Raw genomic sequence first — 12,463 nt, 5'->3', positions numbered from 1 at the left:
CGAAAGCGTACTACTGCCCGGGACATTCTTTCTACCGTCATGCCCGCGAAGGCGGGCATCCATAGACCACCGTATTTTCTGGCTTTAGTGCCATATTCACAATGGATCCCCGCCTGCGCGGAGATGACTAAGCGGCCGAAGGCCTACTCACTTTCTGAAAGATGCCCCTCCGGCACATAGCGGTAGTGGCCGGTAATCTCGTAGGCAAACAGCATATCGTCCAGGCTCGGCCCGGAGCCAATATTGTGAACAATCAGCGGCGTCCCACTGGTTTTCGATAGCCGATCGGTGACAATGCCAATATGGGGCAGATTGCCGGGCAACACCCAGGTCACCAAATCCCCCGGAGCGTAATCTTCTGCCTTTTCCGTTACTGGCAACACCTCTCCGTGCCGCTCAAAAAAAGTTTGCAGATTGGGCACCCGTCGGTGGTCGATATTTTTATCGGTTTTATTCAATCCCCAAATGCGCTTCGACGGATAAGCGGCAAAATTGGTGACCATATCCTCGTGCACTAAAACCTGCAAATCTACTCCCAGAGCGCGATAACAGCGAATCACCACATCCGTACAAACACCAATATTTGCCGGCACATCGCCGTTTGGGTATGAGATAGCGCGGTAGGAACCGTCGTAGATAACATGCTGTTTGGTGCGATCCATGGCGGCGGATACCATATCCTGCTGAAAACTGTCAGCGAAGCAAGGCTGGATCAGAAAAAAGGCGGAAACAAGCAGCATTTTATTCATAGAACTGTATTCATAAAAAAGCACAACCGGGCTAAATCCACACGTCATTATCAGCGGTTAACTGCCCACCTGCATCACCTGTATTGACAACCCCTTTGGGCTCCACAAGCATGACTTTACATGTGCTTTGAGCAAAGGGTTTGTGCTCAACACCTTTGGGAACAGCAGTTTTAATCTGTCCTCAATATTGAGGTCGTCTAGCTTCTTTTGTATCTGCTCAGTATTCATTGTTTACACATAACGCCAAGCTAAGCGGCGCGCGTCTTTTGCGCGTCCTTGCTTTAGCGCCTTGTTAACTGCTTGCTTCACGAATGGCACCGCTTCTATCAGTTTGCACAATAGTACCGCCATAAATATCTTCGACGGCTTCATTATCGAAATTTACATGATGCCAAAGCCAAACACCCTTGTACCCCATTGCCAAGTGCGTAATACGGAGAAATTCAGTAAGAGTTTCTTCGATAGCAGCTCTATCGTGATTTTCCAAAGCCTCTGTTTCGCGAATAGCTCGATTTAAGGCTTCAATTTCATTGTTTCCTTCTACTTGCATTATTGCTCTTGTACGATCTTCAAAACCTATTGTTACGGTATATAGATTCATGATTTCCTAAAGCAGTTAACGCCGTACTAAACGGCAGGCAAAGCGGAGCTTTGACTGTCCGGTGGAGGCGCGTAGCGCCGGAACGAATTTGAGCACCTTGTTAGGTTTGGTTTTCGATTAGTTCCAGTTTTATTGGGCTCAACTTCTTATAACATTGAAACTCAGCTGATGAGAACGCAGCAAAAAATGCTACCTGACCATAATCTGTATGGTTTGAGTATATTCTGATATCAGCACCCAAACTCTTTAGTAGCTCATCATATTTAACGATTATGTATGGGTCTAGCCAATCATTATCGACCGTAGCTTCCCATTTTATTTGTTTTCCTCTAAATTCAAACTGAACCCAAGCCGTACCTTCTTCTACATCCACATAGTCAGAGATATTAGTAAGGTCAAGAGCTCCGTTAGTCATAAGCTCTAATCGTTCAATTATTTCGATATAAGCTCCATGATCCTCAATTCTTTCGTAGTCGCACATCCATAGGTTGTTACTAATGGGGCTATATGGTTCTCTCTCTATTTCAGAGGCAAGAGCTTCGATTATTGGCTTATACGGGGCTGATTCAATCGCGCTGCGGTCTTCCCAAATAAATAAATCTTCAAGCGTGGAATCCGAGTTCATATGGATTCCACATTCTTGTATTTTGGAAAGCTGTTCTTCAACTGAAATTTTCTTTTTCCCGAATGGCCACATATCATTTCCTTGAGAGAATTGAGTGAAGAGTAAGCTTATTATAATTAATGTGATCAGCTTCATGATTAAACCTAACGCCCAAAGCAGCGGCGCGCGTTAGCGCGTCCAGCCCGCAGGATTATGCTGCCTTTATTTGTTAGGTGACAGTCTTAATGGCACTGAATTCATCTTTTAGCTCGTTGAGGCGAACATCATTTATCCAGGCTTTATTATTTGCCAAAATATGCCAGCCACCACTCACAGAGTGGTTTACCATTGCTGATTCAATGCGCTCACCATTTGGAAGCTTTCGCTCATCACTAAATATTTCTTTAATTACTGAGTCATCATCAGTAATTGTCACGTCAAATCCCATTAGATGGAAGTATTCATCTAGGGTCTTTGATTTCACTATTCCTGCGATAGATTGCTCAATTGCCCTGCCTCCAAATTCAGCAATTGCTTTCAAATCGTACTCTTTCTTAAAATGACTATCTTCAAGAGCAGGTTCAGAAAGAAGGTTCTTTAAGACCGACAAGTGCAGATTTACCTCTTCTTTTGGGTCTCCTGATCTCTGTATTATCTCCCTCGCTTCTTTGAGCTTTACTTCAACTTCTTCATTTTTTGTTTTTAGCTCAAGAATTACGTCATCTTTCGTTTTTGAAATGATGGTTTTGTAATTATCGATGTCTTCTGGAAGATCAGAAATTAAATTTTTATATATACCACCAACCTTTTCAGTTTCTTCGATTCTCTTATCCATCACATCAATCGTTTGCTTTTGTGCATTTATCACACCTTCTAAGCTATTTATTTTTGCGGATAATGACCTGAATAGGTAGTAAATAAATACACCAAGTCCTGTGACTTCTATTATTGATGCTACTGCTATATCCATATGATTCTCGTATATTCACCTAACGCCTCAAACACCGGATTGGTGAAGTTGGCGACTTTTTTGGAACAAAAAAGGTGACAGCTTTACCAAGTCCGCGTGCTTTGACTTGTTATGCGATTTCACGGCACCACCTTTAGTTCAATTTGAGCCCCGTCAGGAAGCTCTTCAATTTGCTTGCCGAGATCACCAGAAAACCGAATAATTTCTAACAGCGGTGCTACCTTAACATTTGAGCCGCCATACTCGCCGCCTAACACACCTGGGATTACCATATGGTATTTATACCCTGACTCAAGTTTTCCAAGTGCACTCTCAGCCTCTTGGACCATGGCTGACATAAACCAATCCTCGAGAAACTCTTCATCCTTAATGAGGGTATTATACTCATCGATTGATTGGGCAACGATCTCGCAGTAGACATCTTCTGGACACAAGCGCCAAAACTTATCGTCGAAATCTTTAACGATTAAGTTGCCAAACTCATTCTCAATTACGACTTCTTGAGGCTCTATACCAACCCAACCCCAAGCTTCTTTGATTTCGATAAGTATGCTCATGTCTCTCTTTTCGCATAACGCTCTGCCGCATGGGCGGCCAATTTATTGGCCGTCCTTTTTATGGCGGCACTTGTTACGTGTTGCCTGCTATTAGCCATAACTTTTTAATTGTTTTTAAAACTCGATCTCTGTTTTTACGAGACTTAACCCATTCAGGTAATCTTGATGCTGAGGACCTGTTAGACCAACCATACTCTTTATCTCTGCTTCTCTGCCTTAAATTGGCACTTACATAAGACTCGAGAAATTTTAGATGCTCTTTGTTGTAAGCAAATAACATATTCTTTCCGCAAGAAGCCTGAATCCATAGAGGGAGATTAAAATGGTCATCTTTTCCCTCTCTTCTCCAAAGTCTTGAAATGGAGGAATCTGCCCATGTATCACGATAAGTACACTTTAAACAAACAAGTTGCCTAGGTGCAAACCATCCTTTTTCCTCACCAGGAATAATTGATACTTTTGCACATTCAGAACATTTGGGACAGACGACAAAACATGGATTATTGAAATCTTCGAAATGCTCCTGTTTATCTACGTATCTATCCATATTCACCTACACGTAACGCCCAAAGCAGCGGCGCGCGTTAGCGCGTCCAGCCCGAAGGGCGATGCTGCCTTTGCTTGTTAGTTGTTTACTGCACATAGCTAAGATTGCCGTCGACGAAGCCCACAGCAAAAGCTTTTGCGGCCTTTAGCTTATGCGTGTTTTTCGAACTCGATAGAAAATACTGCTTAGCCATTGCAAGAATATTATTGTGAGCCTCTTCCCATGAGCTACCGTAGATTGCATTAGAAACTGATATTGACCGATTTTTCGGAACCCAATCTTCATTGCATGCCCAATCTTCATCATCCGGATCGAATTCACTGGAGCCAACTAGTTCAATATTGAATGGGGACTCATATATGTTGATATTGAAAGCAATAATATGATCGGGAAGCGCCTCATCCAATTGACTATCAATCCAGCCAGCAAAATCCTTCTCGTTTTTAATCATGCTCCATTCTCTCTTGGATAACGCCGCAAACATGGGCGACGCGGAGCGGAGTCCATGTGCTTTGCCTGGTTATATGCTTTAAACACTTATTTTTCTCGAACCTAAAAATTTTTAGTTCTTGCTGATTTTGTGCATGACATATACAACAAAAACAAAACTCCCCAAGCCAGACCATAATATATAAGGATACTTGGCTTTCCAAAAGCTAGCCATATAATTGGCATAACAACTACAGCACTATGAGCGCCAAATGCTATAAATGGAATGAACACCAACGGAATAAGTGTTAAGAGAAGCCCCCTTACATACCATATGTAATCTTTAGTGAGAAAAAAGAAAAGAACAAATACAGCCAAACCAATTAGCTGCCAAAAAACCAATATTGTCCAAGGAGAGATTTCCGCCACAATTAACACCTACTGCATATAACGCCCAAAGCAGCGGGCCAAAACCAGAGCGAAGCGGCGGTTTTGAGGTCCGCTGCCTTTGTTTGTTACGTGCTTACTCGCTTTCTGGATAGAGGGTGTCATAAGACGGCGCCGCATGCTCCCAGTTTAGTTCGTTGCTTATCAAATACTCGGTGACTTTGCCTAGCTCTATTTCAGGAGGTATATCCAAACAGATATATTTGGGGTTAGTCCCTTCATAGGTACAACCCATTGCCACCAGACTATCAAGTTGCTCTTTTTCCTTGCCATCTTCGTCAGCAGGATTCTCGAAGATAATACGTACCAGTTTGTGGCCAGATGGCTCTAGTACTTTAACAAAAGCTAGGCGCTCTTCCTCCTCGGAGTATTCGGCTGAGAATATATCTCCGTAGGCCAGATCGTAAAAATAGAACGGGCAATTTTCTAGTCGATACCGGCCATCACCTAAATCGGTAGCCCAAGGAGTTTCGACATAGACATCCTCTCCTTCTTCCAGTCGGAGAACTACCTTTACTAGATTATCTTCCATACTCTCCCTGACACGTAACGCCCAAAGCAGGCGACGCGGCAGCGGTCGCCTTGCCTTTGCTGGTTAAAAGCGCGGCGTGCCGCGCATGAACGAAACTGCGTTGTGGAGCGAAAGCGAAACCTGAACCCGCTAATGGCACACCGAACCAACGCACTGAAACTGACATTACCACGATTACCAGCAATGACAACCCAGCTTGCGAAGTGGCCAGCTTGTGCGCCTATAGGCGAACCAATTACGTGAAAGAATGCACCAAGGGAGTGACACAGAACGCCGCCGCTGAAGGTTGGCAACCAGCCAAAAAGGTGTTTAGAAGTTATTGCTGAAGCCACTGCATTTTCCTTGTGAAAAAGAACGATTAGGTTTACCGCCTTTTAACGCCCTGATAAGGGGCAGACAAACCAACGGTTTGGCTGTCCCGCGGAGGCTGCGTTTTTTGCAGCCGGAGTAAACTTGAGCAACTTGTTAGGCATTTTGTCAGTTAATATCCATTGTTTCATTAGATAATTCACAAATAAATTTTTGTACAATTGATTTATATTCTTCCAGCTCTAAAAGTCTAGGAGGTCTACGTTTTTCTTTCCAAGATGTGAATTCCCATTTTTGGGGCCTCGGCTCTATTCGGAATGTTCCAAGATAATCAGAATTTTCGGAATGAAATATAAAACACATAGCTTGCTGGCTGTCGTCTACTCTATCGGCCCAATCTGTTAACTGCCTAGACAATTCAGAAAGTGGGTAATTGCGCAATTTCAATAAAAGTTTGCCTTCAATTTCTACTTTAATGCTCCCCCAAAAATCGCCATCAATTACTTCACTAATTTTATAATGTATTGAACCGACTTCGTTTTCCATGCCTAACGCCCCAATAAGGGGCTGATAATGCTTGGCTATACTTGTGAAGCGAAGCGGAACCGAGCCAAGCTTTAGCAGTCCCACTTTATTGGCTTGTTATATACCGTTTACGCAAATGGCTCGACAATATACTTTTTTAATATTTCAGAATCTAAAAATTCACTATGTTGCTTAGGAATACGACCATTAAAAGATTGAGCATATAAGCTAGACCAATCTATAAAGTAACCTAAACGAACAGCGTAATCCCTAGCATCGTCGAAAGTTAATCCTAACTTTTGAGAAATATTTTCATATATTTCTCTGTTATCAAATGGAGGTTCATCATAATCCATTCCAAATACGTCAGCCTCAGTATACCAATTTTGGTGGCTAACTTGCTCGTTAGTAACACCTCCATTGATAAAAGACTCCGCTGTTCGTAGCGCAATTTTAAAAGATTCTTGAGGTAATAAATCTAATTTTTGTTCGCAGCAATCAATGTAGAAAAGTTGTAAATCCTTAACATAACCATTGAAACGTTCTTCATTATGATTTTTTAGCTCAGTAAGCATTAATATTACGTCTTTAGTTGAATTCCACTCTGTATTGTCCATAGGTATATAACAGCTCGTTTAACGGGCCTTCGGCCCGATAACAATTATTATCGGGAATCCCGTTTAATATATTATCGGGCCTCCCACCAAAACCTTAACCAACTGATTTATAAATCAAAATATCTATATCAAATATTTTTGATCTTATTATCGGGCCGTTTTGACCGCTGTAGTTACTTGACATTTACAGAGAAAAATATACTGTACATAAAAACAGTATTCATGGAAAGGAGATCCAAAGATGAGTCAATCGCCATTCCTTCGGTCAATCTACGAGCACATGCTGGCCAGGCATTACAGCCGTAGAACTATAAAAGCATACCTGTACTGGATCAAGGCGTACATCAATTTCAATAGCAAGCGGCACCCATCCGGTCTTGAGGCAGCGGAGGTGCAGCGATTTCTCACCCATTTGTCTGTGAACCGCAATGTGGCGCCAGGTACACAAAGCGTGGCGTTGAATGCCCTGGTCTTTTTATACAAGCAAATTCTCAATCGGCCGCTGGGTGATATTGGTGAATTCCGGCGCTCAAAGCGAGAGCCCAAATTACCAGTTGTATTGACTGAGTCGGAGGTGTCTCGGCTATTGGGGGCACTTGAAGGCGTGCACTATCTGATGGCCGCCCTGATGTACGGTTCCGGGCTGCGCCGCATGGAGTTGGTGCGGTTGCGGATAAAAGACGTGGATTTCGACCACATGTTGTTGAGAATCTGGCACAGTAAGGGTGGAAAAAGCCGGGCAACCACTCTGGCACAGGAGCTAATTCAGCCGCTAAAGCAGCAGATTTTACGAGCCGAGGAGTATATGCAGCAAGATCGGTTGCTGCCAGATTATTGCGGTGTTTTTCTTCCCAATGCATTGGCTCGAAAATACCCCAACGGGCCATTTCAACGGGGCTGGCAGTATCTGTTTCCTTCCTCGAAGCGCAGTGTGGAGCCGGGCACAAGCAACATTCGGCGACACCATGTGGATGAGTCCGGTATCAACAAGTTGATACGCCGGGCACGCACGAAAGCGGGCATTGAGAAAGAGGTAACCAGCCATACGCTGCGACACTCCTTTGCTACGCACTTGCTACAGGCTGGCGCTGACATCCGCACGGTTCAGGAGCAGTTAGGCCATTCGGATGTCAAGACAACGGAGACTTATACCCACGTACTGAAACGAGGAGCACAAGGAGTGCAAAGCCCGCTGAGTCGGTTGCGGCAGCATTAAAAACCATCACCCTCACACGCTATAACATGTACGTGCAACCACTTCCCCGCGAGGCATAAGCCACTAGATCGCCGCAGTCGCGCTGCTCCTTCGCGATGACATTAGCTGAATAGCCAAAAATTTGGATGCCCGCCTGCGCGTACTACTGTCCGGAATAAATTAAAGGCCTGACTGTAAAGCCTTGTTGTGTAAGCTCTATTGCCAAATGGATGGCAGAGAGACTTAAAAATTTCGTCATCGCGAGCGCAGCGCGGCGATCCAGTGGCTTTGCTTATAAATCAGCGTGTTAAAAGACACTGGATTGCTTCGCTGCGCTCGCAATGACGGCCTGGGAGTTTATTCCGGACAGTAGTGCGCCTGCGCGGGCATGACGATGAAAAATTACCCAACAAACGCCCGCGCATTCCTGAACATGCGCATCCATGGGGAGTCTTCCCCCATATCATCCGGCGCCCAGGAGTTGGTCACTGTGCGAAAAATACGCTCCGGGTGGGGCATCATAATGGTGACTCGCCCATCGGTGCTGCACACGCCGGTAATACCTGCTGGTGAGCCATTGGGGTTTGCCGGGTAGCGTTCAGTAATGTTCAGCTGGTTGTCGATATAACGCAGGGACACCAAACCACTGTTGTCGCAATGATTGCGCGCTTCGGTATTGGCAAATTCCGCGCGCCCTTCTCCATGAGCAACTGCTACTGGCATATGAGAACCAGCCATCCCTTTGAACAGCACCGAAGGCGATTCGGGCACTTTCACTAGCGAGAAGCGCGCTTCAAATTGCTCTGATTGATTGCGTACAAAGTGCGGCCAATGATCGCTGCCGGGGATCAGTTCTTTGAGGTTACTCATCATTTGGCAGCCGTTGCAGATGCCCAAACTGAAAGTATCTTCACGTTGAAAGAATTGGCGGAAGGCTTCGCGAGCATCGGTATTAAACAGGATGGATTTGGCCCAGCCTTCACCGGCACCCAGTACGTCACCGTAGGAGAAGCCGCCGCAGGCCACCAGGCCTTTAAAGTCGTTCAGGTCAACACGACCCGCCAGCACGTCGCTCATATGCACATCGACAGCGGCAAAGCCTGCTTTGCTAAACGCAGCGGCCATTTCCACATGGCCGTTAACGCCCTGCTCGCGCAGCACAGCCACTTTAGGGCGTTGGTTTTCTGGTGTGTTGGCAATCAGTTCGGCGACAATGTCGTCCTGGGCGTCGTAGCTCAGATTCACCGACAAGCCGGGGTCATCTGTGGCAATGGCGTCAAATTCAGACTGGGCGCAATCGGCGTTATCGCGCAGCGCCTGCACCCGGTAGCTGGTTTCGCTCCACGCCAGCTGCAGGTGTACCCGCTGGTGGCTGTAGTGCATCAGGTCGCCTTCAAATACCCGCAGCTGGTCCAGGTCATTTACCGTGCCGACGCTGTGTACGGCAACACCGGCATCAGCAAACTGCTGTTGAATTGCAGCACTATCAGCGGTATTCACTTGAATCACCGCTCCCAGTTCTTCACTGAACAAGGCCGCCAGTTTATCCGCGCCCAAGCCGGCAATATTCAGGTCCACGCCGCAGTGGCCGGCAAAGGCCATTTCAGCGATGGTGGTAAACAGGCCGCCGTCGCCACGGTCGTGGTAGGCGAGGATTTTTTCCGATTCCAGCAGGTTTTGAATTTGCTCGAAAAAGGCTTTCAGTTGTTCGGCGTTATCCACGTCTGGTGTATCGATGCCGATCTGGTTATACACCTGTGCCAGGCAGGAGGCACCCAGTCGGTTTTTGCCGTTGCCCAGGTCGATCAACAGCAGCTCTGTATCGCCCTCTGTTTTCAATTGCGGGGTAACGGTTTTGCATACATCCGGTACCGGCGCAAACGCGGTGATTACCAGTGATAGTGGCGCAGTCACAGCTTTGTCTTCACCGTCATTCCAGGCGGTACGCATAGACATGGAATCTTTGCCCACCGGAATGGTAATGCCCAGCTGCGGGCACAATTCCATGCCCACCGCTTCCACGGTGCGGTAGAGTTTTTCGTCTTCGCCGGGGTGGCCTGCGGCACACATCCAGTTGGCGGAGAGTTTGATGTCGGAGATTTTTTCAATTCGGGTGGCGGCAATATTGGTAATCGCCTCGCCAATGGCCATACGGCCGGACGCTGGGCCACTCAATAGTGCTGCCGGGGTGCGTTCGCCCATGGACATGGCTTCGCCAGCTGTCGAATCGTAGCTCGCGGTGGTCACTGCACAGTCCGCCACCGGCACCTGCCAGGGGCCAACCATCTGGTCGCGGTGCACCATACCGGTTACCGAGCGATCGCCAATAGTAATCAGGAAATTTTTGCTGGCCACAGTGGGCAGGCGCAGCACCCGCTCTACCGCATCGTGAATATCGATACCATTGGTATCGAACGGTACCAGATCGTAGTTGCGTTTTTCTGCAGTGCGGTGCATTTTTGGCGGTTTGCCAAACAGCACATCCATGGGCAGATCGACGGGATTGTTTTCGAAGTGAGTGTCCCCAAGGCGCAAGTGTTGTTCGTCGGTGGCTTCGCCCACCACTGCGTAAGGGCAGCGTTCCCGTTCACAGATAGCTTCAAATTGCGCCAGGTGTTGGGGCGCCACCGCCATCACATAGCGTTCCTGGGATTCATTGCACCAGATTTCACGGGGCGACATGCCCGGTTCGTCGTTGGGCACATTGCGCAGTTCAAAATTGGCGCCGCAGCCGCCGTCTTTGGCCAGTTCAGGGAAGGCGTTACTCAAACCACCGGCACCCACATCGTGAATAAAGGCAATGGGGTTGGCGTCGCCCAGTTGCCAGCAGCGGTCGATCACTTCCTGGCAGCGGCGTTCCATTTCCGGGTTTTGGCGCTGTACCGAGGCAAAATCCAGGTCTTCGCAGGAAGCACCGCTGGTCATGGAAGACGCAGCACCACCACCCAGGCCGATCAGCATGGCCGGGCCACCCAACACTATGAGTTTGTGGCCGGCGTCGAATTCGTGCTGGTCTACATGCTCGGCGCGAATATTACCGTAGCCACCGGCCAACATAATGGGTTTGTGGTAGCCGCGACGCTCACTGCTAAAGTTCTCTTCAAAGGTGCGGAAGTAACCGCAGATATTGGGGCGACCAAATTCGTTGTTGAAGGCAGCACCACCGATGGGGCCTTCGATCATAATATCCAGAGCGGTAACGATGCGCTCCGGCTTGCCATAGTCGTTTTCCCACGGCTGCTGGTGACCGGGAATCTGCAAGTTGGACACGGTAAAGCCGGTCAGACCCACCTTGGGTTTGGAGCCGCGGCCTACCGCGCCTTCATCGCGAATCTCGCCACCGGAACCGGTGCCCGCGCCGGGGTACGGGGCAATAGCGGTTGGGTGGTTGTGGGTTTCCACCTTCATCAGGATGTGAATATCTTCGTGGCTAAAGCCGTACTGGCAGGTTTGCGGGTCTGGATAGAAACGCCCTGCTTTGGTACCAGTAATCACCGAGGCATTGTCGGCATAGGCCGACAGTACGTCTTCGCCACCCTGTTCATAGGTGTTTTTGATCATTTTGAACAGGCTGCGGGGCATCTCCTCCCCGTCCAGTGTCCAGCTGGCATTGAAGATTTTGTGACGGCAGTGTTCGGAGTTTGCCTGGGCGAACATCATCAGCTCTACATCTGTGGGGTTGCGCTGCAAACCTTCAAAGCTGTTGACCAGATAGTCGATTTCATCTTCCGCCAGCGCCAGACCGAGCTGGACATTGGCTTGTTCCAATGCAGCGCGACCACCACCCAATACATCCACCGATTCCATTGGCTTGGGCTGCTCGTGGCGGAACAGTTGCTCACCCGCTTCCAGGCTGTTGTATACCGACTCCACCATACGGTCGTGTAGCAACCCGGCGATGGCCTCGCGGTCGATATCGTCACTGTCTATTTGTACGTAGTAGGCAATGCCTCGCTCCAGGCGCAGGATTTTATTCAGCCCGGCGTTGTGAGCAATATCCGTGGCCTTTGACGACCAGGGCGAGATAGTGCCGGGGCGCGGCACCACCAGGAACAGTTCACCCTCTGGCTCTTCCGAACTGGCTTTGGGGCCGTAGGTGAGTAGCGCGTCCAGGGTATCCAGCTCGCCGTCGGTCAATTGGCTATCCGGCCCTTCTTTCAGCTCCGCCAAGTGGATAAAATCGGCGTACACCGACACCACTTCCGGGAATTTTTCGGTGAGTGTGGAAAGCAGTTTTTGCCTGCGAAAGTCGGACAGTGCCGCGGCGCCACGGAGGATCAGCATTCGTTGGGGCTCTTTGTGTTGAGTGGGTAGGAAAGGCGGGCAATTGTACCGGAATCCGGTGATTTTGGGCAGTTCTGGCAGCTGGTCAAAGGGAGTT

Annotated in this window: 13 protein-coding genes; 1 reads left to right on the top strand and 12 read right to left on the bottom strand. The window is 48.0% G+C overall.

The window, feature by feature from the left end:
• Positions 1-143: 143 nt before the first annotated feature.
• The 11 genes from QSV34_RS02175 to QSV34_RS02125 form a co-directional block, all read right to left on the bottom strand.
• Positions 144-749, bottom strand: coding sequence for a DUF1287 domain-containing protein (locus QSV34_RS02175; RefSeq protein WP_289151607.1), 606 nt, complete (start codon positions 747-749; stop codon positions 144-146).
• A gap of 292 nt (positions 750-1,041) precedes the next feature.
• Positions 1,042-1,350 (bottom strand): hypothetical protein, encoded by a 309-nt coding sequence (locus tag QSV34_RS02170; RefSeq protein WP_289151606.1) that lies wholly within the window; start codon positions 1,348-1,350, stop codon positions 1,042-1,044.
• Between the two features lie 100 nt (positions 1,351-1,450).
• Positions 1,451-2,110, bottom strand: a complete 660-nt coding sequence (locus QSV34_RS02165) for a hypothetical protein (protein WP_289151604.1) — start codon at positions 2,108-2,110, stop codon at positions 1,451-1,453.
• 73 nt (positions 2,111-2,183) lie between these two features.
• Positions 2,184-2,924, bottom strand: coding sequence for a prefoldin domain-containing protein (locus QSV34_RS02160; RefSeq protein WP_289151602.1), 741 nt, complete (start codon positions 2,922-2,924; stop codon positions 2,184-2,186).
• 119 nt (positions 2,925-3,043) lie between these two features.
• Complete coding sequence (locus QSV34_RS02155; protein ID WP_289151600.1) at positions 3,044-3,481, bottom strand: T6SS immunity protein Tdi1 domain-containing protein; 438 nt, start codon at positions 3,479-3,481, stop codon at positions 3,044-3,046.
• Between the two features lie 73 nt (positions 3,482-3,554).
• A complete protein-coding gene (locus tag QSV34_RS02150) occupies positions 3,555-4,028 on the bottom strand; it encodes a hypothetical protein (RefSeq protein WP_289151599.1) in 474 nt (157 codons plus the stop codon).
• An 85-nt stretch (positions 4,029-4,113) separates the two neighbouring features.
• Positions 4,114-4,479: a hypothetical protein gene (locus tag QSV34_RS02145; protein ID WP_289151598.1), complete on the bottom strand. Its 366-nt coding sequence runs from the start codon at positions 4,477-4,479 to the stop codon at positions 4,114-4,116.
• Between the two features lie 101 nt (positions 4,480-4,580).
• Positions 4,581-4,886 carry a hypothetical protein gene (locus tag QSV34_RS02140; RefSeq protein WP_289151596.1) on the bottom strand — a complete coding sequence of 102 codons (306 nt, stop codon included), beginning with the start codon at positions 4,884-4,886 and terminating at the stop codon, positions 4,581-4,583.
• Between the two features lie 94 nt (positions 4,887-4,980).
• Complete coding sequence (locus QSV34_RS02135; protein WP_289151594.1) at positions 4,981-5,436, bottom strand: DUF4265 domain-containing protein; 456 nt, start codon at positions 5,434-5,436, stop codon at positions 4,981-4,983.
• Positions 5,437-5,913: 477 nt separating this feature from the next.
• Positions 5,914-6,291: a DUF7878 domain-containing protein gene (locus QSV34_RS02130; protein WP_289151592.1), complete on the bottom strand. Its 378-nt coding sequence runs from the start codon at positions 6,289-6,291 to the stop codon at positions 5,914-5,916.
• A gap of 107 nt (positions 6,292-6,398) precedes the next feature.
• The gene (locus QSV34_RS02125) at positions 6,399-6,887 is read right to left on the bottom strand and encodes a hypothetical protein (protein ID WP_289151591.1); all 489 of its coding nucleotides are present in this window, start codon (positions 6,885-6,887) and stop codon (positions 6,399-6,401) included.
• A 241-nt stretch (positions 6,888-7,128) separates the two neighbouring features.
• Here QSV34_RS02125 and QSV34_RS02120 point away from each other — a divergent pair, with 241 nt between their 5' ends.
• A complete protein-coding gene (locus QSV34_RS02120; RefSeq protein ID WP_289151589.1) occupies positions 7,129-8,103 on the top strand; it encodes an integron integrase in 975 nt (324 codons plus the stop codon).
• Between the two features lie 381 nt (positions 8,104-8,484).
• On the opposite strand, the gene purL is transcribed toward QSV34_RS02120, so the two are convergent.
• On the bottom strand, positions 8,485-12,366 hold the full coding sequence (gene purL, locus QSV34_RS02115; protein ID WP_289151588.1) for a phosphoribosylformylglycinamidine synthase: 3,882 nt from the start codon (positions 12,364-12,366) through the stop codon (positions 8,485-8,487).
• Between the last annotated feature and the right edge of the window lie 97 nt (positions 12,367-12,463).

It is taken from the genome of Porticoccus sp. W117, assembly GCF_030341905.1.
Lineage (GTDB): Bacteria > Pseudomonadota > Gammaproteobacteria > Pseudomonadales > Porticoccaceae > SCSIO-12696.
The sequence above is the reverse complement of the archived record's forward strand: the minus strand, read 5'-3'. Positions and strand labels throughout refer to the sequence as shown.